Source organism: Emticicia agri, from assembly GCF_004168285.1.
Taxonomy (GTDB): domain Bacteria; phylum Bacteroidota; class Bacteroidia; order Cytophagales; family Spirosomataceae; genus Emticicia; species Emticicia agri.
In genome coordinates, this window is record NZ_SEWF01000039.1 from 1 (window position 1) to 21,498 (window position 21,498).

General features: G+C 38.1%; 20 protein-coding genes. 14 read left to right on the plus strand and 6 right to left on the minus strand.

Annotated features, from left to right (window positions below; genetic code table 11):
• Positions 1 to 129 precede the first annotated feature (129 nt).
• The gene (locus tag EWM59_RS20710; protein WP_130021068.1) at positions 130 to 1,119 is read left to right on the plus strand and encodes a transposase; all 990 of its coding nucleotides are present in this window, start codon (positions 130 to 132) and stop codon (positions 1,117 to 1,119) included.
• Between the two features lie 48 nt (positions 1,120 to 1,167).
• Here EWM59_RS20710 and EWM59_RS20715 read toward each other — a convergent pair whose 3' ends face one another.
• From EWM59_RS20715 to EWM59_RS20730, 4 genes are all read right to left on the minus strand, one after another.
• Positions 1,168 to 2,703 carry a malate:quinone oxidoreductase gene (locus EWM59_RS20715; RefSeq protein ID WP_262709295.1) on the minus strand — a complete coding sequence of 512 codons (1,536 nt, stop codon included), beginning with the start codon at positions 2,701 to 2,703 and terminating at the stop codon, positions 1,168 to 1,170.
• Positions 2,704 to 2,731: 28 nt separating this feature from the next.
• Positions 2,732 to 5,227, minus strand: coding sequence for a DEAD/DEAH box helicase (locus EWM59_RS20720; protein ID WP_130023164.1), 2,496 nt, complete (start codon positions 5,225 to 5,227; stop codon positions 2,732 to 2,734).
• Positions 5,228 to 5,322: 95 nt separating this feature from the next.
• Entirely contained in the window at positions 5,323 to 6,780 is a 1,458-nt protein-coding gene (locus EWM59_RS20725; RefSeq protein WP_130023165.1) for a S41 family peptidase, read from the minus strand.
• Between the two features lie 128 nt (positions 6,781 to 6,908).
• Positions 6,909 to 8,402: a S41 family peptidase gene (locus tag EWM59_RS20730; protein ID WP_130023166.1), complete on the minus strand. Its 1,494-nt coding sequence runs from the start codon at positions 8,400 to 8,402 to the stop codon at positions 6,909 to 6,911.
• Between the two features lie 314 nt (positions 8,403 to 8,716).
• Between EWM59_RS20730 and nusB the strand changes: the two genes are divergently transcribed.
• The 13 genes from nusB (at position 8,717) to EWM59_RS20795 (ending at position 20,019) form a co-directional block, all read left to right on the plus strand.
• Positions 8,717 to 9,853: a transcription antitermination factor NusB gene (gene nusB / locus EWM59_RS20735; RefSeq protein ID WP_130023167.1), complete on the plus strand. Its 1,137-nt coding sequence runs from the start codon at positions 8,717 to 8,719 to the stop codon at positions 9,851 to 9,853.
• Positions 9,854 to 10,125: 272 nt separating this feature from the next.
• Positions 10,126 to 10,446, plus strand: coding sequence for a YtxH domain-containing protein (locus tag EWM59_RS20740; RefSeq protein WP_130023168.1), 321 nt, complete (start codon positions 10,126 to 10,128; stop codon positions 10,444 to 10,446).
• A gap of 28 nt (positions 10,447 to 10,474) precedes the next feature.
• Positions 10,475 to 10,966 (plus strand): DUF1573 domain-containing protein, encoded by a 492-nt coding sequence (locus EWM59_RS20745; RefSeq protein ID WP_130023169.1) that lies wholly within the window; start codon positions 10,475 to 10,477, stop codon positions 10,964 to 10,966.
• Positions 10,967 to 10,996: 30 nt separating this feature from the next.
• Positions 10,997 to 11,275 (plus strand): preprotein translocase subunit YajC, encoded by a 279-nt coding sequence (yajC, locus tag EWM59_RS20750; RefSeq protein ID WP_130023170.1) that lies wholly within the window; start codon positions 10,997 to 10,999, stop codon positions 11,273 to 11,275.
• Between the two features lie 44 nt (positions 11,276 to 11,319).
• Positions 11,320 to 11,973 carry a YbbR-like domain-containing protein gene (locus EWM59_RS20755; protein WP_130023171.1) on the plus strand — a complete coding sequence of 218 codons (654 nt, stop codon included), beginning with the start codon at positions 11,320 to 11,322 and terminating at the stop codon, positions 11,971 to 11,973.
• Between the two features lie 112 nt (positions 11,974 to 12,085).
• Positions 12,086 to 12,391 carry a DciA family protein gene (locus tag EWM59_RS20760; protein ID WP_130023172.1) on the plus strand — a complete coding sequence of 102 codons (306 nt, stop codon included), beginning with the start codon at positions 12,086 to 12,088 and terminating at the stop codon, positions 12,389 to 12,391.
• An 84-nt stretch (positions 12,392 to 12,475) separates the two neighbouring features.
• Positions 12,476 to 13,435, plus strand: coding sequence for an ion channel (locus EWM59_RS20765; RefSeq protein WP_130023173.1), 960 nt, complete (start codon positions 12,476 to 12,478; stop codon positions 13,433 to 13,435).
• Between the two features lie 14 nt (positions 13,436 to 13,449).
• A complete protein-coding gene (locus tag EWM59_RS20770; RefSeq protein WP_130023174.1) occupies positions 13,450 to 14,367 on the plus strand; it encodes a S66 peptidase family protein in 918 nt (305 codons plus the stop codon).
• Between the two features lie 40 nt (positions 14,368 to 14,407).
• Complete coding sequence (locus tag EWM59_RS20775; protein ID WP_130023175.1) at positions 14,408 to 14,770, plus strand: DUF1304 domain-containing protein; 363 nt, start codon at positions 14,408 to 14,410, stop codon at positions 14,768 to 14,770.
• 182 nt (positions 14,771 to 14,952) lie between these two features.
• Positions 14,953 to 15,429: a nucleotidyltransferase family protein gene (locus EWM59_RS20780; protein WP_130023176.1), complete on the plus strand. Its 477-nt coding sequence runs from the start codon at positions 14,953 to 14,955 to the stop codon at positions 15,427 to 15,429.
• A 2-nt stretch (positions 15,430 to 15,431) separates the two neighbouring features.
• Entirely contained in the window at positions 15,432 to 17,576 is a 2,145-nt protein-coding gene (locus EWM59_RS20785) for a 3-hydroxyacyl-CoA dehydrogenase NAD-binding domain-containing protein (protein ID WP_130023177.1), read from the plus strand.
• A gap of 35 nt (positions 17,577 to 17,611) precedes the next feature.
• Positions 17,612 to 19,327 carry a single-stranded-DNA-specific exonuclease RecJ gene (recJ, locus tag EWM59_RS20790; RefSeq protein ID WP_130023178.1) on the plus strand — a complete coding sequence of 572 codons (1,716 nt, stop codon included), beginning with the start codon at positions 17,612 to 17,614 and terminating at the stop codon, positions 19,325 to 19,327.
• A 71-nt stretch (positions 19,328 to 19,398) separates the two neighbouring features.
• Positions 19,399 to 20,019, plus strand: a complete 621-nt coding sequence (locus EWM59_RS20795) for a hypothetical protein (protein WP_130023179.1) — start codon at positions 19,399 to 19,401, stop codon at positions 20,017 to 20,019.
• 108 nt (positions 20,020 to 20,127) lie between these two features.
• Here the strand turns inward: EWM59_RS20795 and EWM59_RS20800 are convergent, their stop codons facing one another.
• Positions 20,128 to 20,700 (minus strand): DinB family protein, encoded by a 573-nt coding sequence (locus EWM59_RS20800; protein ID WP_130023180.1) that lies wholly within the window; start codon positions 20,698 to 20,700, stop codon positions 20,128 to 20,130.
• 86 nt (positions 20,701 to 20,786) lie between these two features.
• On the minus strand, positions 20,787 to 21,371 hold the full coding sequence (locus EWM59_RS20805) for a Crp/Fnr family transcriptional regulator (RefSeq protein ID WP_130023181.1): 585 nt from the start codon (positions 21,369 to 21,371) through the stop codon (positions 20,787 to 20,789).
• Positions 21,372 to 21,498 lie beyond the last annotated feature (127 nt).

A 21,498-nucleotide genomic window follows, 5' to 3' on the forward strand; every position in this document is an offset into this window, starting at 1 on the left:
TTGGTAAAATATATCTGGAGTGATGCTAATAGCCAACTTACCCACTTCATGCGATTATGGACAGTTCACTGGGACATAGATCTCTTCAAACGATGATGTTATAAGCATGAAATAAACTATTTTAAAACAATGACTATAAACAAACAGTACATAGGTATCGATGTGGGAAGCCATGAGTTAGTCATCGCTCAGGGCTTAAGTCAAGCTTCATCCAAATTCATCAAACTTCCTGTACAAACTATCGACAATACTATAGAAGCTATCAATCAGTGGATTGAGACACTTGGTGAAAATGTACATATTATTTTTGAACAAACTGGTACTTATAATCTTCCATTAAGCTATGCTTTAACGCTTCATGAGATTACTTTTAGTGTAATCACTCCAAGCCAAAGCAAAGGGTTTGTCAAAAGTATGAAAGTTACTCATCAGCATGATGGAGTGGATGCAGCCTTATTAAGCTTGTATGGAGCCAATTATCAACCTGCTCCCACCAGTATCGAAGATGAGCATTTGCATCATCTCAGACAAAAAAGGAAACATTTATCCACTTTAATGACTCAGAAACAAGCCTATGAGAATCAACTTCATGCCTTGTCTTTTGACCCAAGAGCTGACAAGTTAGTCATTGAAAGTTTAGAATTATTGCAAATGACCTTGCAAATACAAATCACTAAATTTAAAGAGGAACTCTTTACTTTAGATGATGACCAACATAAACACTTGTTTGGTTTAATCAAATCAGTAGTGGGTATCGGTGATGCCTCTGCCAATGCTTTGATTATCGCCAGTGATGGGTTTAAGAACTTTAGCAATGTCAAGCAAGTACTTAAGTTCTTAGGAATTGTTCCCATCGAAAAACACTCCTCCAAAAGTGTACACAAAAACTATGGGCTGGCTAAAACCGGACTGGGTTATGTCAGAGCGATTCTTTATATGGCTGCCCGAAGTGCTAAAAAATATAACCTGGCCTGTGTGGCTGTTTATCAAAGGCAAAGAGCCTTGGGTAAAGCTCACAAAGTCGCTATGATTGCCGTGATGAACAAATTAATCAGACAAGTTTTTGGGGTGGTTAAAAACCAAACCTTGTTCGTCAATGATTTTGAGTTTGCCAAATAATATTTCGACTTTTTATTGACTTTTAACACAGTTCATCACTCAATAAACTCAAGAAAAAGCCATTTCCCTTAAATGCAATACCTCTGTTGTTTTGTCACGAGTGGCTTTAGCTAATGCGGCATCTTTGGCTAATGACTGGCCATAGGATGGAATTAACCTTTTCAATTCTTTTTGCCATTTTTCAGTAGCTTCTAAACCGGGAAAACATTTCTTCATCAAATCAAGCATAATAGATACAGAAGTTGAAGCACCCGGTGAAGCGCCAAGTAAGGTGGCTAACGAACCATCCTGCGCATATACCACCTCTGTACCAAATTCTAAAATGCCGCCTTCTTTTTCGTCTTTTTTAATTACCTGCACCCGTTGCCCTGCGTCCATCAATTCCCAGTCTTCCATTTTTGCAGTAGGCATATACTCTAATAAAGCCTCCAGGCGGTCGTCGGGTGATTGTGTTACCTGTTCTATCAGGTATTTGGTTAGCGGAATATTATGCACGCCTGCCGAAATTAAAGGCCATATATTGCCCCACTTAATAGACTGTGGTAAATCCATATAAGAACCATGTTTCAGGAATTTGGTAGAAAAGCCTGCATAAGGGCCGAATAGTAGTGCTTTTTTGCCGTCAATGACACGGGTATCCAAATGAGGAACCGACATAGGCGGAGACCCTACACTCGCTTTTCCATATACCTTGGCGCAATGTTGTTCTATCAAATCAGGTTTGTTACAAACCAGCCATTTACCACTTATCGGGAAACCTCCATAACCTCTGCCTTCAGGAATATCCGATTTTTCGAGCAATGGCAATGAGCCACCCCCGGCACCGATAAATACAAATTTTGTGGTATAAGTATGAGTTTTTCCGGTATCTAAATTCTTTATTTCAAGTTTCCAATCGCCATTATCCAGACGTTCGATGTCCTCTACTTCATGGTGCAGGTGTAACTCAACCCCGTCGGCATTTTCCAGGTATGAAAACATAGAACGAGATAAAGCTCCGAAATTAACATCGGTGCCAATATCCATGCAAGTAGCAGCCAATGTGTCTTTTTTATCACGCCCTTCCATAATCAGAGGCATCCATTGGGCTATCTCGTCATAAGTATCAGCAAATTCCATATCACTGAATAAATGATGCTTCTTTAATGCCTCATAGCGTTTGCGCAGGTATTCGGTATTTTTATCGCCCCATACAAAACTCATGTGTGGAATCCGGCGAAGCACGTTTGTCGGCTCTTCTATAATACCCTCTTGCACTAAAGTTGACCAGAACTCTTTAGATACTTCAAATGAAGCAGCAATCTTCACCGCTTTGTCAATATTAATGCTCCCATCTTCCATTTCGGGGGTATAATTCAACTCACAGAAAGCTGAATGACCTGTTCCTGCATTATTCCATGCTTCCGACGATTCAGCCGTTACCCTGTCCATGCGTTCAAATATTTTTATCTGCCAGTCAGGTTCCAGTTTTTTCAGAAAAGTACCCAGCGTGGCACTCATAATACCCGCACCTATCAGTATTACATCATTGGTATTGTTACTCTCTTTCATGTTCCATGTTTTTGTTGTATGAAATAAACAAATGAGACATAGATGGGTATAATATGCCTTTTTATTGTTTCGTAAATGCCCCAAATAAGTTGCTCAATACTTGCACAGCATTGTTGATTACCTCTTCGTTTTCAACTGGAATCTTCAGATAAACCCTGCCTGATTCATCTTTTTGTGTAATACTATTGATTAATTCCTTAGTTGCCTCGGGGCTTTTTAAGGTTTTACCCAATTGTGCAAAAAAATTAATGCCATTCTGTAATAGTTCCTGCGCCGGGGCACTGGTACTTGCTCCATTGGTAGGTGTCTGACTAACTTCTTTTACATCATCATCACCCATAAAGGTAGTGGCACCTTCAGGTGTATCTACCAGAATTTCATCAGGTAATTCGTATTTAATGCTTTCTTCTTCGCTTTCAGGTGTTTCCTGTACTTCGGTTGTGGTTTCCTGCGGTACAAGATTTTCAACCGAATCCATGAATCGTTTAAACTGGTCTTCTCCTACAAAAATGGTATCCTCGCCTCCATCTAATACCCCTTTGGCCATCGCATCTTTAAACTGCAGCACCTCAAGCATGCGCTCTTCGATGGTGCCTGATGAGATAAGGTTAATGATAGAAACGTTTTTTTCTTGTCCTAACCGATAGATTCGGGCAATGCGCTGTTCCAAAACAGCCGGGTTCCAGGGAATATCTAAATTAATTAATAAGGATGCATTCTGTAAATTAAGTCCTACACCTCCTGCATCGGTCGAAAGAAATACTCGGCTTTCGGGAATATTCTGAAAATTTTCCAGTAAATCTTTTCTTTTGATACTCTCTACGCCACCATACAAATATTCAAATTTTATATGCCTTTTTTCCAACTCACGAGCCACCAACCTTGTCATACGTTCCCACTGACTGAATATGACAATTTTCTCGTCAGAGGTTTCAAAAACCTCATCTAAAATATTCATCACTTCATCAATTTTTGTATCATGACGGGTTTTCTGGTCAAGCACATAAGTACTATCAGATACCATACGCATCTGGCTCAAGGTCAGTACCAGACGCTTGCGGTCTGTTTCATTCAAAAAGCCAAATTTTCTCCACTTGTTTACTATTTTCGCTACATTGTCGCCAAACTCATTATGAAGTCTCATCTGTTGGGGTGTCATAGGCACAAACAGATTTTTATCCATTCTTTTAGGCAATTCTGACAGCACTTCTTTTTTAGTTCGTCGTATCAGTAGGTCATTCAGATTCTCAGCAATTTTATTCAGATTTTTATAACCGATTATCTGACCCGAATCATCAGCTATCTGGTGTTCATTCAGGAAGTGATACATAGGGCCTAAACGATACACATCAATAAACTGCATAATAGAATATAGTTCTTCGAGTTTATTTTCTAAAGGGGTGCCTGTCAGAACGATAGAATAAGGCGTTACAATTCGTTTAATTTGTTGCGCAACCTTGGTTTTCCAGTTTTTGATACGCTGGGCTTCGTCTAAAATAACCAGATCGGGCTCCATGCGGTTAAGCCAGTCTAAATCGTGTGTCATGGTATGATAACTCACCACCACATAAAAAGCATCACTTCGCCAATACCTGTCTTTTCGTTTTTGCAGACTTCCCTCCACTACATATACACTGCTGTCAGTAAACTTTTCAATTTCGGCTTTCCATTGGTATTTAAGCGAAGTAGGGCAGACAATCAGAACCCGATGGATACCCAGTTCTTTTTTGTATAATTCGGCTGTGGCAATAGCCTGCAGGGTTTTACCAAGCCCCATTTCATCAGCAATCAGGCTTTTTCCGGCCAATGCAGCAAAAAAAACACCTTTTCTTTGATAGGGAAACAGATTAGCTTTTATTAAATCGTCAAAGTATCTGTCATTTTCACCATCGGGCATAATCCGCCACAGATAATCTCTTCTACGAATCTTATCCCGTTCGGCTATCACTAAATCAAGCGCATCAGGGTAGCATCTGAAAGAATTGCTTAATGCGGCTGCTTTCTCTAAAAACAGTTCGAAAACAGCAAATGAAGCATCTTTCAAAGTACCATTGGCATCGAAATATGTTTGCGACAGTTCTTCAAACTCCTCTTTTTTAATAGAACCGATACGGATTTTTATTTCCCGCCCTTGTCTGTAATCTACGTAAACCGAAGTATAATGAGGATGAAACTCCTCTTTCATGGCTTTCTTAAAACCTTTCAGCTGGCTCAGATAGTGCATTACGGCACTAATATGCTTGCATACACCTAAACGATTGGTTTTAAAATCGAAACATTCGCAGAAATTCTGACTATCGTCGGCACTTCTAATAGCTACTTTATAAGTATTATTAGTCTGAGTATTAGTTACCTGAAAATCGGAGTAAAATTCTTGTGTACCAAGGTTTAAAATTCTGAACTCATGTTCATTGTCTTCACCAAATTGCTTGCGTAATGCTACCTGCCATTGGTCGAGCGTAAGATTTTCGGGTTTACGATAATAAGATATTTTCTTAGGACTTTCTACCTTAGTTTTCTTTGTAGTTTTGCTTTTGGAAGGTTTCTTAATTGCCATTTTTAAAGAAAGTGTCTAAAAAGTCCCCGAAGTTACAATTTTTTCATGACTGGAAAATTTCTAACACTATTATAATCAAAATTGTTTGGAGAAAATCACCTTGAAACAGCAGCTTTACTGGCCCGAATCATATCTACCGTAAAATCTATGACACTGGTATTATTTTTTAATAACTCTTCGTAATTACGGTTTACTTCATAATCTAAGTCAAGAAAAAATCCTTTGTTTTTCTGATTAGGCAGGCGATGTGTGATTTTATAAAGCGGCGTATGAATCACATATTTTGTATGAGGCAACTTGAAATTCTCCCATGAACCGGCAAAGCTGCCCCAACTGGCACCGCCTACAGTCTGCCCGATAAATGCTTGCCCAATGCCCATATCTTTGGCTAAATTGAGTGTAAAAGTGGTAGCCGAATAGCAACCCGGGTCGGTCAGGAAATAGGTTTTGCCTTTATAAGCAAGGTCTTTTATCGGTTTATTATTATCATTCTGTTTGTTAACCCGATACATAAAATCTCCTTTTCTTTTGGGGAAACCCATCCAGAACACAAGCGGAGGGCTAATGTAATAAGGTTTTGCAATGGTAAAATAGGCTGATTTTTTAAAAGCAATCGTATCAATGATAGTAAAAGGAGTAGGAGACAGATACTTCATCAGTCGGGATATATTCGGAATATACCCCCCACCATTTGCCCTGAAATCAACAATCAGGTGTTCTATGCCTTTTTCCTTGATTCTTTTAAAACTATTCCGCAGACCTCTTTTAAATTTTTTTTGCCTAAAGTCCATAAACTTACCAGTCATGCTGAATGAAGTAATATCAAGTACTGCAATATGGTTAAGGCTATCTACAATTTTTACGGCAAGGTTAGGCCTTTTAAATGTTTTGTAACGCATATCAGAGATTTTATTGATTTCTCCGTTGGTGAGGCAAGCCAGTTTTTTTCTGAAAATTGTATTATTGAATGGTAGCCGATAATTGATGGTTACCGAGTCAATTTCGCCATATTGTCTTAAATAAAAGCTGGAAAACAAGGCAGTTGCATAATATTCTTTTGTTTCCTCATTATCATTATCGCTCGATACAAAAGTTTTCAGCTTGTTTATGAGATTTTCAACCGGTTCATTATTTATCCTGATAACTTCTGAGCCTCTCACAATGGTAGAGTCTCTGGAGGCATTTATGCTGAGGTAATATTTATCATTAATTCTGCGCAGAAAAAAAGGTACATATTTTACTTTCTTTGCATGAAAGCGTTTCGAGTCAAATCGTATATTGGTATGCCCGTCTTCTACGGCTGTTACCAATTGTGCCAGTACTCTGTATGCTTCAAGATAGGTAAGGGGTTGGGTGAGGCTATTGTAAAGCGAATCGTAGATCTGATTATACTCTTTTTTGCTTTTGTAATAATACATACCGGGATGTAGCTTCTCAAATTTCCGTTTCAGTACTGCCATGTCTTCCCTTACTTCTTCTACCGAAAATGTTTGTTTCTGGGCATAGCTACTGAGGGAAAAAATAGAGAATAGTATAACGAGCAGTTTTTTCATTAAGCACTTTGAAAGGTTTTGTTAAAATCAGGAGGTTTCTGCCTCATGATTATCGACTCAATAAATTAAGAAGAAAAGATAGACTTTTATTGTCTATCGTACCTATGCAATTAACGAAAAAAAGTAGATTATCTGATTTTAATGTTTTTCTTAATCAGGTCTAAAGTAAATTTCAGAACAGTATCTTCGTTGTTAAGAAAATCATCAAGATTGGCACTTACTTCAAAGTCAGGTTGTAAAATAGGTTTATTGTATTTTTTGGCATCAACATTATACAATATCCGGCCCAATGGCAACGAGATTTCTAAAGAAGTATTAGGCAACTGAATGGTTGAAAACTGAGCAGCCGAACAACCGTCGTAAGCCCCGCCACAACTCATGCCTACATAAGTACCCACACCCATATTATGCAGTTTAGAAACCAGCAAAGCCGCTGCCGAGAAAGTACCGCCATTCATTAATACATATACATTCTTATTAAACCTGAATTCGTCGTGCGGGCGTTGCTTCTGTACATATTTACTTTCCAGGAAGCCATCCTGATTTCTGACCGAAAACTCTGTATTGAGTCTTGATGCCGCCTCTCTGGCATAACCGCCATTGTATTTTTTATAGTCCTGTTTCAGTCTCTGCAAACTCTCATCACGAAAGCCCAGGCTATAAGCATCAAATGGCTGATTGGTGAAGTACCGAAGCAAGAAGATAGAATATTCTAACAAACCGCCCGAATTACCTCTTAGGTCAAGAATCAGGTTTTCTATTTTATTCTCCTGTAATTTTCTGAAAATCTTTTTGGTTTCGCCTTCAAAATTTCCTCGGCTCATCGTACTGAAATCATACATAAAAGAGCGCACATCAACCATCGCTACCTTTTTTGTAGAGTCAATTACTCTGTAAGAAACCATACCCGTAGTATCTTCGTCTACATCGGGGTAGCGTGTTTCCAGCATTTTCTCCATAAAATAGGTGTCTTTGGCTTCTATTTTAGTAGTTTTAGCTTTTTCCTGCCCTTGTTTGCGGTAGCTGATGGTAAAAGTTTCCTGCTCGCCTTTCCATAAATAATACAATTTCCGGAATTCACGAATAGCGTAATATTTACGAGCTGTAGGATTAATGCCATCGCCGTTGTAATAAGATTTTTTCTCTAAGTTTTCTATTATCTTTTTAACAGGCTGCCCATCAATTTCGGTTATTTCTGTACCACGGGTAATTTTTTTATCAGCAGAATAATTTCTTGACACCAGCAACTGGTCGTTAATTAAACGGACACTGAAAGGAAAGTATTTGGGTCTTTCAGAAGACGAAGTACTCTTAGCCAGCAGACGGCGGTCAAGCATCATGTGGGTATGCCCGCAGCCAATGGCTTGCACCATAGGCAAAAGTGCAAAATAGGCTTCACGCAGGGTCATTCTTCCTTTAATCGTTCCGGCAACAGAATCATGCAAAGCCTGGTATTTATCTTTAGAAATGTATTTGTAGGGGTCGGGATGATATTTCTCTATTTCGTTCTTGAGAGCAGTCAAATCTTCTTTAATCTGCTCGCCCGAATAAGATTGTGCAAAAGCAAATAAACTACTGAAAAGGAGTAAGTGTGTCAGGATATAAGTAAAAGTTCTTTTCATCGCAGGCTAATTTTCTTTCTCAAATCTAATAAAAAATCTGATTTTTTCAAGCATTTGCCCGTTCAACAACCTATAGTTTTATCAAATCGGGCAGATGTTATATTATAATGGAATTTTTGGCAAAATATTATATAATTATTCCACTATTTCTCTGATAGAAATTCATAGCAAAATTTGTGCTGAAATATTATCATAAACCTGTTTTTTTATCATGTAGTAAAATGGGTAAATAACAAATTCCGACAATGGGTCTTAGGCAGTCTGCTGATTTTTTATTAATTTTGCAGCTTAATAAAATCGTTCTTTGAACGCCCATGCTTAACAGACGCCTCATACGGATTCGTGCGATGCAAGCCTTGTATGCTTATAAACAAGCTGAGGGTGCGAATTTCCAGTTATCATTAGACCTCATTGCAGATGATTTTGCTCCAGATTTGAATTCAATGGAATTTCAGGATCGTGAGAAATTAGAGGGATACAAAAAATTAGGACAACAGTTGCTTCAGGAAGCGTTTTCCCGTCAGCAGGAAGATGATTTCAGTGCCCCGCAGGAAGTGAAAATGTCGGTAGAAAAGGCCAAGGATTTTTTTCTGCTTAAAAACAAAAAAGACATTGAACACTATGCCGGTAGAATGATATTAGAGGCTGAAAGGGTCTATGATTTTTACTTACAGATTTTATTGCTCTTTATTGAACTGGCTGATCGTGCCGGAGCTGATGAAAGAGATACTGCTCAATCGAAACTATCTGATAATCAGATTATTAAAAAACTTCGTCAGGAAAGACTTCTCGAAACACAAGCTATTCGTCGTAATGTCAACTGGAGTACCGAACAGGTGCTCATTGCCAAGCTATACCGTGAGGTATTGCGCAACAATGCACATTATATCGAGTACTGCGCCAAGAGAAATCATACTTTAGAAGAAGACTTCTCGTTTTTGAAATACTTACTTAAAAATGTGATTCTGAAAAATGAACTGACATGGGAGTATTTTGAAAAACAGGATTTGTACTGGATTGACGATATTGAAACTTTGCGTGCCGCCATTACGCACACATTTCAGTCATTTGTAGAAGATAATAAATTTAAAATTGCCCTTTTAGATGAAGAATGGGAGGAAAGAAAAGATTTTTTACAAACTTTGTATCGTAAAAGTATTGTAGAAGAAAAAGAACTCGAAGAAATACTGATTCCGAAGTTGAAAAACTGGGAAATTGAACGGATTTCAGAAACAGACCAGATTCTGTTGAAAATGGCTCTGGTTGAAATGCTGAATTATCCGAGTATTCCTATTAAGGTTACGATCAACGAAGTTATTGAAATAGCAAAAGATTACAGTACTCCGAAAAGTGGTCAGTTTGTGAATGGTATCCTGGATAGTCTTTCAAAAGAACTGAAAGAGGCAGGTAAGATTCGCAAAAGCGGAAGGGGAATGTTAGACAATAAGTGAGAACATGTTTAAAATTTGTTGTTCGACCTTCAAAGCTATCTTTTTGAGCCATACTGCGTTGTATTTTTTCGATGTAGCTGCCTGCTACATCTGCAAAATACGCCCGCGCGGCGTCCGCTTGTTTGACTCAAAAATCTTTGCTTTTCGGTCAGAAAAACAAAATTCAAACATGTTCTAAATTGAATATTCCGATGCTAAGCATTTAATTTGAGGTCGGAAACAGAATTAAATTATTATCCATTATTAACTATCCCATTGGGGACAAGGGTATTATGAGCAATTCATCAAGAACATTTATTTCATTTTTAGTAGGTGTGGCAACAGGAGCCGCTTTAGGTGTTTTATATGCACCTGATAAGGGAGAAATCACCCGAGATAAGCTGTCGTACCGTTTGTCGAGATACCGTGAGCAATTACAGAAATTTATCAATGATCTGGTTGAAAGAGGTGATGAAGTAGCGATGGAAGTAGTAGGCGGCGATAGCTCTGCCAAAGCTGAAGGACAAAAAGTAGTAAGCGAAGCCCGTCAGAAAGCCGAAAAATTGTTGGAAGATGTAGAGTCTTTAATGAATCAGATAAAATCAAAAAATTAATCGCTACAAGAAGTTTAATTATAAAATAATGAAAAAAATACTTTTGGGCCTGTTTACTGTCGTAATTTTGGGAGGTCTGAATTTTTCGTGTAACCTTGTTGATTCAAAATCAAATATGAGTAGTGCCGACTCACTGGCTGTTGTTGAGAATGCACCTAAGATTGAGTTTGCACAAGAAAGTTTTGATTTTGGCACCCTGAAAGAAGGTGATATAAAAGAACACGAATTTATATTTACAAATACAGGCAAGAGTCCTTTGCAGATTCTGAGGGTAGAGGTACAATGCGGTTGTACTGTTGCTTCAAAACCTGAAACTCCGGTTGGTGTAGGGCAGAAAGACAAGATTGTTGTGCGTTTTAATAGCTTAGGCAAAGTAGGGGTAAACAAAAAATTTGTAACCATCTACTCTAATGCTATTCCACCACAGACGGTGCTGTCATTTACAGCCGAGGTATTGTCTAAACAAACAGGCGACTCTACACAGGCATTGTTGGACAAAGCAAAAAAAGTAATGAAATAACCCCCACTAATAAAGATAAAACAATTTAAAATGGTACTCTTACAAGCACAAGGCGGAAACGGAATGTTTTCGATAATAATGATGGTTGGTATGATTGCGGTATTCTATTTTTTTATGATACGTCCGCAACAGAAAAAATCACAAGACCAGAAAAAGATGGTAGAAGAACTGAAAGAAGGCGATGAAATAGTAACATTCGGCGGGCTACATGGCAAGATAGTTTCAAAAGATGAAACAACTGTAACGATTTCGGCAGGTGGTGGGGCAAGATTAACTTTTGAAAAAACATCAATTGCAAGAAAGAAATAAGTAGCTATTAATAGCTGGATATCCTTGCAAGCGCATTAAATTGTATGAATTTTAAAACATTAATCTTGTGTTTTTTAGCTGCCGCTATATTCTGGCTGCTAAACGCCCTGAATAAATCGGGCTATACAACCAAGATAAATTATCCTTTAGAGATAATATACGACGATTCACGCTATATTCCGGTTACACCTTTGCCTAAAACAATCAAGGTGAGTTTGTCGAGTACGGGTTGGAATTTATTAAAAGATAATTTTTCTTTCCATGTTTCTCCGGTATTGTATGAAATTGCAAATCCGGAAAAGGAAGGACAACTGAATACAACTGTTTTAACCGAAAAACTGCTGGCAAAGCTGAAAAACTCTAAAATAAATTATATCGTTACCGATACCTTTGCCCTGAATTTTGAAAGAAAATATTCAAAGAAGGTAGTACTGAAAATAGATAGTATAGGAGTAGATTTAGAGAAAAATTTTGTGATAGCCAGCCTGATAAATATAACTCCGGCTGAGATAATTATAGAAGGTCCTGCATCGGCACTGAAAGCGTATCAGGATACATTTTATCTGAAAGTGCCTGCAAAAAATCTGGCTATCAATTTTGATGATAAAATAAGTATTCCTTTGCCCAAAAATCCTTTGGTGAAAATCAGTGCAGAACAGGCTACAGTAAGTTTTGAGGTAGCTGAATTATTGAAATAAAAGATTTTCGGAAACCACATTTGTAATAGCTGTAATTTTCTGTCATTTTAATAATGATATGATTATAAAGCCAATCATCTCATTACCAAACTTCATTCAAATTCATTGACCGATGCCATCAGAAACCGCTCGTCGTTCGCAGGCCACGCCTCTCAAAGATGCCATCGAAGCATTTCTGAAGACTTTTAATCTAAAGTCGAAGTTCAATGAAACCTATCTGGAAACTTTTTGGGAGCGAATGATGGGCAAAATTATTGCTTCCCGAACCAAAGAAATCTACGTTAAAAATCGCATTCTATACTTGCGTATTGACTCTTCTCCTTTACGTCAGGAACTGTTTATGGCAAAAACCAAACTCATAGATCTGGTGAATAAAGATGTGGGCGAATCGGTGATTGATGATGTTATTTTTTTATAGACTCTCGCTAAACCTTTTATAGGTACTTATTTGTTAATTTGCTACAAACAATTAACAATTACCCTAAAAAATGTTCAGAATACTATGAGCAAGAAAAACCTACTTGTCGAAAATGAGCGTAATCGTCAGGATTTAGGATTTGGTACCAAATTAACCGACCGACGCAAAAGACTTCTGAAACAAGACGGGCAGTTCAATGTCAAGCGTAAAGGGCAATCATTCGAAGCCTGGTTAAATATCTATAATCGGTTTATCATAATGCCCTGGAAAATTTTTTTCCTTATAGTATTATTAGTTTATCTCCTTCTCAATTTTATTTTTGCCATTACGTATTATTTGATAGGCGTAGAACACCTGATTGGTGTGAATATGACAAGCACACACTCACAATTCTGGGATGCTTTCTTTTTTAGTGCCCAATCACTTACCACAGTAGGTTATGGTCGTATCTCACCCGATGGTTTTGCAGCCAGTTGGGTATCAAGTATTGAATCATTGGTGGGACTTATGATGTTTGCGATCGTTACCGGCTTATTATATGGCCGTTTTTCACGACCGAATCCTCGTATTTTATTTAGTGATAACGCGCTGATTGCACCGTACCTGAATATCAACGCACTCATGTTCAGAATGGTCAATGAAAGAAGTAACCAATTGATTAATATGGAAGTAAGTCTGGTTTTTTCAAAGATTGAAGAAAGAAATGGCTTGCCAACCAGAAGATATTACGGCTTGTCTCTCGAAAGAGCAAAAGTCAATTTTTTTCCGACCGACTGGACAATTGTTCATCCATTGACAGAAGATAGTCCTTTGTATAATGAAACACCTGAATCATTAGCAGCCAGTGATGCAGAATTTATGATAGCTATTCAAGGCGTTGATGATACCTTTGCAGATGCTATTCATGTTCGGCACTCCTATAAGGCTGAAGAGCTTGTCTGGGGTGCAAAATTCACACCGATGGTTGAGGAAGACGGAGAGGAAATTTATATATTAGATTTAAAAAAAGTAGGTAATTATAGACCTGCCAACCTGAATTATTAAATAAACAATCAGCATTGAAATCATTAATTGCTCCGCCAAAATTACAGGAAGGCGACAAAGTAGCCATAGTGGCTATGGCCAGTAAACTGAACCCTGATGATATTCAACCTGCTATACAGTTGATGAGAAAAAATTGGGGAGTAGAGGTGATAGTTGGTGAATCAGTCAGTGCCAGTTATTATGGTTTTGCAGGAACTGACGAGGTACGTACCCGAGATTTTCAGCAGATGCTTGATGATACCTCTGTCAAAGCAATTTTTTCAGCACGTGGCGGCTACGGAAGTTCACGCATAATTGACCGGATAGATTTTACAACTTTCCAACAACATCCTAAATGGATTATCGGTTTCTCTGATATTACGGCTGTACATAGTCATGTTCAATCGTTAGGCTTTCAGAGCCTGCATGCACCTATGCCAAAGACTTTTATGAAAGATGATTATTCGCTCAGGACCATCGAGCCTTTTTTGTTTGGTACAGGCATGAGTTATGAAATAAAACCGGATAAATCAGATAGAAGTGGTTGGGCAGAAGGACAGATAACCGGAGGGAATTTGTGTTTATTGGCTCATTTGGTGGGTTCTCCGTCGGATATTAGTTGGGATGGGAAAATCCTGTTTATGGAAGATATAAGCGAATATTTATATAATATCGACCGAATGATGATTCAGTTGAAAAGAGCAGGAAAACTGAAAAACCTGAATGGATTAATAGTAGGTTCGTTTACTGATAGCAAAGAGAATGACGAGCCTTTTGGAAAAACAGCCTACGAAATTGTTGCTGAACATGTAGCCGAATATAACTATCCGGTATGCTATGGGTTCCCGACAGGACATGACAGAGCCAACTGGGCAATTCCTTGTGGAAGAATAGCAAGTTTAGAGGTAAATCCTTTGAAAACTGTGCTGACATTTCAAAAAATAATCAGTTAAATTAGCTATCTTGTACACAATAACCTATAACACAAAGCACATGGAAATATTCTCTAAAGTTCTGGTTAGTGTAGTAGCCCTTGAGCATCTCTATATTTTGTATCTTGAAATGTTTGCCTGGACAACCAAAGCTCCTAAGGTATTCAAAAATTTCCCAAAAGATTTGTTTCCCAAAACAGTTGCTTTAGCAGCCAATCAGGGTCTATATAATGGGTTCTTATCGGCAGGTTTACTATGGTCTTTGTTTATTACAGATGCTGTATGGAGTAAAAATATTGCCTGCTTTTTCTTAGGTTGCGTAATAGTAGCAGGTGTTTACGGAGCTATTTCGGCAAGCAAAAGAATATTTGTAGTACAGGCAGTACCCGCTATTTTAGCTTTATTGGTTACTTTATTAGTATAGCAGAACAGATAGTAACAGTGAAACCCCGTGATAAACTCGGGTACGTAGTGGCCGAAAAGTCATCACTAATAGATTCATATAACAAAACTGTTCTCCGGTTAAAATTTATACTATTCTGCAAAATACCTTACACATAATTTTCTATCTTTGCCTAACAGTATGCTTGCATACTTTATTCAATAATGCCTACAAAAGAAAAAATAGAAAATGCCATTGCTTTTTTATGGGATGATTTGTGCAAACTACAAGACCCGTTCTATATTATTGGCAGTTCAGCTTTGGTTTTAGCAGGGATTCCTTTAGAAGCAACAGATGATATTGATTTACTGACATCACATCGTGATGCTGACTTTTTAAAAGAGCACTGGCAACTCCATAAGGTAGAAGCATACACACCTAAAGATTCGGATAAGTTTCGTTCTAATTTCGGGAGATTCCGGTGGAATATAGTACTGGTAGAAGTAATGGGTGATTTAGAGGTATTTCATAAAGGAGAATGGCAAAAACTACAGATTGAAGAATATTTTGAGGTAGAAATAAATCAGTCATCTGCAAGAGTACCTGTTTTGAAAGAACAAGAAAGGATATTCAGGCTTTTTGGACGAGCAAAAGATTTAGCAAAAGCAGATTTAATTACAAAGCATATAATTCAACCCTAAAAATGGAAATTAATTACAAAATTGAAAACAATGTGGCGATTATCAGTTGGAACATGACCACCTCGCCCATGAATGTATTGAATGATATTTCTATTCCTGAATTTGAATCACACCTGCAGAGTGCCTACGCCAATCCGGAGGTAAAAGGAATTATAATTACCTCTGAAAAAAATGAATTTATTGCAGGGGCAGATGTGAAAATGCTTTTAAAAAACAACGATAAAGACCCCGCTGAAACCTATAAATTTTCACTTGAGTTTAATAATATTTTCCGCAGGCTCGAAACCTGTGGCAAGCCTGTAGTAGCAGCGATGAATGGCACTGCTTTGGGTGGAGGTTATGAGGTATGTCTTTCGTGCCATTACCGCATTGCTTTGAATAATCCGAAAGCACAAATTGGTTTACCGGAAGTACAATTAGGCTTATTGCCGGGTGGGGGTGGTACCCAACGCCTGCCACGTATTATAGGCATAGAGCAAGCCCTGATGCTGATGGTAGAGGGTAAACGTGTAAGCCCGAAAGAAGCACATACACTTGGCATGGTAAACGATTTAGCTGACAGCAGAGAAGAATTGATGGAAAAAGCCATGAAATGGATATTGGCTAACCCGAATGCGATACAACCCTGGGACGAGATTGATAAGAAAACCGGAGCAGTAAAAGCACGTGAAAACTATAAAGTACCCGGTGGTAATGTGCAGTCGCCAACAGGTGCACGTGCTTTTGCAGGTGGTACAGCCATGATTATGGATAAAACCAAAGGTAATTATCCGGCACCTATTGAAATTTTGTCGTGTGTGTATGAAGGCTTGCAGGTAAACATGGATAGGGCGATAGCTGTTGAAGTAAGGCACTTTGTAAAAGTAGCTACCTCAAAAGAAGCCAAAAACCTGATAGGCGTGATGTTTCTGGGCAAGAATGAAGCAGACAAGGGGGCAAGTCGTCCGAAAGATGTACCTAAAACTGAAGTAAAGAAATTAGGTATTTTAGGAGCCGGATTCATGGGTTCGGGTATTGCTTATGTATCGGCTATGGCAGGGATTAAGGTGATATTGAAAGATGTGAGTCTTGAGGGTGCTGAAAAAGGGAAAGATTATTCGAGGACATTGATAAAAAAAGGGATAGAGAAAGGAAAAACAACTGCTGAAAAAGGAGAACAATTATTGAGTTTGATTCACCCAACCGATAAGGCAGAAGATTTAAAAGGCTGTGATTTGATTATTGAAGCAGTTTTTGAAAACCGTGAACTGAAAGCAACCGTTACCAAAGAAGCCGAACTCATGTTGGTAGAGGGTGGCGTATTTGGTTCTAATACCTCTACACTTCCAATCTCAGGTCTGGCAAAAGCGTCGGCAAACCCCAAAAACTTTATTGGGATTCATTTCTTTTCGCCTGTGGATAAAATGATGCTGGTGGAATTGATTCGTGGCAAAGAAACTTCTGACTACGCTGTTGCGATGGCCGTAGATTATGTGAAGAAAATCAGAAAAACACCTATTGTTGTCAACGATTCAAGAGGGTTTTATACTTCCCGTTGTTTTGGTACTTATACATCAGAAGGGATTGCTCTTTTGAAAGATGGTGTTGACCCGATACTGATTGAAAATGCAGGCAAAAACGCAGGTATGCCTGTGGGTGCGCTGGCTGTATCAGACGAAGTGGCCTTAGATTTAGCTCTGAAAATATCTAAACAAGCCATTAATGATGGGGTTTTAGAAGAAGATGATGCGACGTATCAGGTAACGAGAATGATGGTAGAAGATTTGGATAGATTAGGTAAAAAGAACAAAAAAGGCTTTTATGAATACCCTGCCGATGGTAAAAAATACCTTTGGGAAGGGCTTGCCAAACATTTTCCGGTGGCAGAAAACCAACCGGATATTGCCGAAGTAAAGAAACGTTTATTGTATCGTCAGGTAGTGGAGGCTATCCGTTGTATGGATGAGGGTGTACTGATTACTAAGTTAGATGCCAATATCGGTTCTATACTGGCCTGGGGTTTTCCGGCTTATGCAGGAGGCACACTTAATTTTCCTGATTTTGTAGGAAAAGATGTATTCCTGAAAGAAGCTGACCGATTGGCTGATACCTACGGAGAGCGTTTCAGGCTGACAGCCCAACAAAAAGAATTAGTAAAAACATTATAATTTCGTGCCTTAATAGGACGAATAACAAGAGAAAAATGGCTGAAAAGAGGTGGTCATACAAACCTGTTCCTGACCGTGAGATAGTTAATTCATTAGCTAAAGAGTTGAGTGTAGAAGATACCCTTGCAAGTATGCTGGTACAAAGAGGTATCTATGATTTTGAACAGGCAAAAAATTTCTTTCGTCCGCAATTACAACACCTGCACGACCCATTTCTGATGGCTGATATGGCTAAGGCTGTTGAACGCTTGAATGAAGCTATCAGTCAGAATCAGAAAATCTTGATTTATGGTGATTATGATGTAGATGGTACTACGGCAGTAGCTTTATTGTATGGGTTTTTATCGACTTTTTATACGAATCTTGAATATTATAACCCCGACCGTTATACAGAGGGCTATGGTGTTTCGTTGCAGGGCATTGAATGGGCTGCCGAACAAGGCGTATCGTTGATTATTTGTTTAGATTGCGGTATTAAAGCACAGGATAAAGTAAAAATAGCCAAAGAGCAGTATCAGATTGACTTTATTGTGTGCGACCACCATGAGCCTGACGACCATCTGCCCGAAGCAATAGCTGTACTCGACCCTAAGCGTAAAGACTGTGCGTATCCTTATAAAGAACTGACAGGTAATGGGGTAGGATTTAAACTTCTGCAAGCGTATTGTTTAAAAAATAGTATTCCCTTAGAAAAACTCTATGAATTTATTGACCTGTGTGTAGTAAGTATTGCTGCTGATATTGTGCCTATTACCGGCGAAAACAGAGTGCTGGCTTATTATGGTTTAAAAAAACTCAATGAAAATCCACGAATCGGATTAAAGGCACTGAAAGAGGTAGCAGGTTTTACAAGCAATATGACTATTGAGAATGTAGTATTTATTTTAGGGCCACGTATCAATGCTGCCGGACGTATCAAACACGCTAAAGCTGCTGTAAAACTGCTGTTGTCTGATAATTTCGATGAAGCCTTAGCCTTTGCCCATGAAATTCAGAAGCACAATGTAGAACGCCGTGGACACGATACCCGTATGACAGAAGAGGCACTGTCTATGATAGAAAAAGATGACTGGTTAGTAAACAATGCCAAGAGTACAGTACTTTACAGAGAAGACTGGCATAAAGGGGTAATAGGCATAGTAGCCAGCAGATGTATTGAGAAGTATCATCGCCCAACCATTATTTTTACCAAAACAAAGGAAACAATGGCCGCAGGCTCAGCAAGGTCTGTATCAGGCTTTGATTTATATGCTGCCATTGAAGAATGCTCACATCTGTTAGAACAATTCGGTGGACATAAGCACGCAGCAGGTATGACGCTTACTATAGATAATATCCGGCCGTTTCAACAGGAATTTGATAGAATCGTATCAAAGTATATTACAGAAGAGCAATTAATACCCGTAATTAGTATAGATTTAAAAGTCAGGCTGGCTGATATAACTCCTAAGTTCTTCCGTATTATCAACCAGATGGCACCTTTCGGGCCTGAAAATATGCAACCTGTTTTTGTTACAGAAAATCTTACCCTGAAATATACGCCAAGAGTCATGAAAGAAAAGCACCTGAAACTTGAGCTTTTTGAGGAACAAACAGGCGCAGTTTTTACGGCAGTAGGCTTCGGTATGGTAGAAGAACATTATCGTAAACTCGTAGAACAGAAATATTTCAGAGTTGCCTATCAGCTTGAAGAAAATACGTTTAATAATAAAACTACATTGCAATTGATGCTGAAAGATATTAAGTATTAGTAGGGCATATCACGATTGTTTTTGTTCCTAAAAGAGCAAAATATACTCATCTAATCTAACCCAAATAAATAATGTCGATACCCTATAAATATACAAATCGCAAAGATGAAGACCACTATTTCAGGGCAGTAGAAACTGCCAAAGGGAAAGTGAGGTATTATATTGTAAAGAATAAAATAGGCTATACTGACCTGATTGAAGAAGTACCCAATGGTTTTGAAGTAGTAGAGTTGCCTGAAGAGGGGAGAGTAATTATCAGAAAGAAAATCCCTAAAAAAATTACAGAGGAAGAAAGATTAATAGTTGAAGATGCCGTAAGAGAACTATCTGCTTTTAATGATTTTATTATTTTCGTTAATGGTAATCAGCTAACTGTCTTTCATTCACAGTTTAATTCATTGGCGGGACAAGAAGAAAACCTTACTGCCGAAGAAGCAGACGAAATGTACTATGGTGAGACAAAAAAATGGAAGAGATATTTTGAAGGTATGTTCTTTACTCTTATTGATGAAAGGAAACGTATTTTTTCTGTAAAAAGACCAGTATTTACCAATTGGTTTAGTAGAGGAACCGGTATATTGGAAAAATCAGATGATTTGATGTATCTGGCAGATAAGTACTGCCAACATTTAGGCAAGGATACTTTTTTTGATTTGATTCCTCTTGAATGGATAGAGGAAGATGATGATTAAGCTTAATATTTTGCATTTTTACGAAGTACAGAAAACTATGCTTAATTTTCTTCGAGAATTAAGTATGCCACGCCCTTTTTAATGAGAGTATAGGCGTGGCATGCGGGCCTAAATCTTTTCAAAATTCTTAATCCCTGTCAGCACTCTTTCGGCCTGTTGTATATGCCTTTCATCATGGGCAATCATAAACTGAAATACATCGCCTAATTTTAATCTTACCCATTTAGCTATAGAAATCGGGACACGTATTTTATCTAAGTCAATAGTCCGTGCCTGTTTTAAGTAGCTTAATAAGGTTTCTTGTTGCTCAATAAACGTTGCCAATACCTGATGGGCATTAAGGTTGGCCGACGGAATATGGTTTTTAAAAGCCTTGTATTTTTTTGTATTGGAAGGTAGCATCATTCTGGTAAAATAGCTTCCCAGCCATGAGCCTTTAAAAACGTTAGTCAAAGAGTGCTCAGTATTTTTATTTAAGGCATTTTTGATTTGTGGCAGATAATAGCACCCGTAACTATTAAGATGCTCAAAGCATTGGGCAATACTCCAGCTACCATTGTCCGGTATTTGTAGTAAAGTCGTCTCGTTCAGATTCTGAAATATATGTATGACTTTCTGTAAGTGCTTTTCGACTTCATTTTCCAGACATTCTATCAGTTGTATTTTATCAATTTTGCTCATGTGATTATCCAGTAAAGATTATGCTACAAAATTGGAGACCCTGACCGACAAAAATCTTGGTATTTACCAAGATTACCTGAATGACCTTAAATTTTTATCTTATTGATGAACTTGCTGAAATTGGTTGCATCAATACCCAGATAATTAGCCAGATATTTATGCGGTACTAATTGCAGAATATGAGGGCTACGCTGTAATAATTGCAGGAATCTTTCTTCTGCCGAATAACATTGTAACTCTACTAACCGTATTAATAAACCTGATAGTGCATGCGTAATGCCTTGTCGGATAAGTACTTCAACAGCAGGTTTGTTTTGCATAAGCAATTGTAATTCTGAGAAAGAGGCTCTTAGAAAAACAGATGGTGTAAGGGTTTCATAAAAATACCTTGATTCGGTTTGTAATAACAATGAATCAAGCACACCACCGAACGATGGATTGTAAGTAAATACCAGCGTTGCCTCCCGGTTCTGTTCATCAAAATAATACACCCTTTGTACGCCTTCTGATACAAAGTATAGATATTTTTCTTTCTCTCCCATTGCCGTGATAATCTCTTTTCGTTTGACAGAAAAAGGCTTCCATAATTTGGCAAAATCTTCCCATTCATCAGTAGAAAGTGGATGAATGCTAAAAACCAGTTGTTTTAATTGTAAGAGAGAAGCAGGCATGAGGTTAAACTGATAATAAGAAATAAAACAGGTACATCAAAAATAATTTTATTTCTTCAACTCCATGCACTTAAAATGAGTTTTGTTAAGTAACACAGACATTTAATAAATATTAACAAGATTTCTG

What these genes read in the sequence shown, in the direction of transcription:
- EWM59_RS20710 (WP_130021068.1), top strand. Translation starts at nt 130, where the DNA reads ATGACTATAAACAAACAGTACATAGGTATCGATGTGGGAAGCCATGAG.
- EWM59_RS20720 (WP_130023164.1), bottom strand. Translation starts at nt 5,227, where the DNA reads ATGGCAATTAAGAAACCTTCCAAAAGCAAAACTACAAAGAAAACTAAG.
- EWM59_RS20725 (WP_130023165.1), bottom strand. Translation starts at nt 6,780, where the DNA reads ATGAAAAAACTGCTCGTTATACTATTCTCTATTTTTTCCCTCAGTAGC.
- EWM59_RS20730 (WP_130023166.1), bottom strand. Translation starts at nt 8,402, where the DNA reads ATGAAAAGAACTTTTACTTATATCCTGACACACTTACTCCTTTTCAGT.
- nusB (WP_130023167.1), top strand. Translation starts at nt 8,717, where the DNA reads ATGCTTAACAGACGCCTCATACGGATTCGTGCGATGCAAGCCTTGTAT.
- EWM59_RS20740 (WP_130023168.1), top strand. Translation starts at nt 10,126, where the DNA reads ATGAGCAATTCATCAAGAACATTTATTTCATTTTTAGTAGGTGTGGCA.
- EWM59_RS20745 (WP_130023169.1), top strand. Translation starts at nt 10,475, where the DNA reads ATGAAAAAAATACTTTTGGGCCTGTTTACTGTCGTAATTTTGGGAGGT.
- yajC (WP_130023170.1), top strand. Translation starts at nt 10,997, where the DNA reads ATGGTACTCTTACAAGCACAAGGCGGAAACGGAATGTTTTCGATAATA.
- EWM59_RS20755 (WP_130023171.1), top strand. Translation starts at nt 11,320, where the DNA reads ATGAATTTTAAAACATTAATCTTGTGTTTTTTAGCTGCCGCTATATTC.
- EWM59_RS20760 (WP_130023172.1), top strand. Translation starts at nt 12,086, where the DNA reads ATGCCATCAGAAACCGCTCGTCGTTCGCAGGCCACGCCTCTCAAAGAT.
- EWM59_RS20765 (WP_130023173.1), top strand. Translation starts at nt 12,476, where the DNA reads ATGAGCAAGAAAAACCTACTTGTCGAAAATGAGCGTAATCGTCAGGAT.
- EWM59_RS20775 (WP_130023175.1), top strand. Translation starts at nt 14,408, where the DNA reads ATGGAAATATTCTCTAAAGTTCTGGTTAGTGTAGTAGCCCTTGAGCAT.
- EWM59_RS20780 (WP_130023176.1), top strand. Translation starts at nt 14,953, where the DNA reads ATGCCTACAAAAGAAAAAATAGAAAATGCCATTGCTTTTTTATGGGAT.
- EWM59_RS20785 (WP_130023177.1), top strand. Translation starts at nt 15,432, where the DNA reads ATGGAAATTAATTACAAAATTGAAAACAATGTGGCGATTATCAGTTGG.
- recJ (WP_130023178.1), top strand. Translation starts at nt 17,612, where the DNA reads ATGGCTGAAAAGAGGTGGTCATACAAACCTGTTCCTGACCGTGAGATA.
- EWM59_RS20795 (WP_130023179.1), top strand. Translation starts at nt 19,399, where the DNA reads ATGTCGATACCCTATAAATATACAAATCGCAAAGATGAAGACCACTAT.
- EWM59_RS20800 (WP_130023180.1), bottom strand. Translation starts at nt 20,700, where the DNA reads ATGAGCAAAATTGATAAAATACAACTGATAGAATGTCTGGAAAATGAA.
- EWM59_RS20805 (WP_130023181.1), bottom strand. Translation starts at nt 21,371, where the DNA reads ATGCCTGCTTCTCTCTTACAATTAAAACAACTGGTTTTTAGCATTCAT.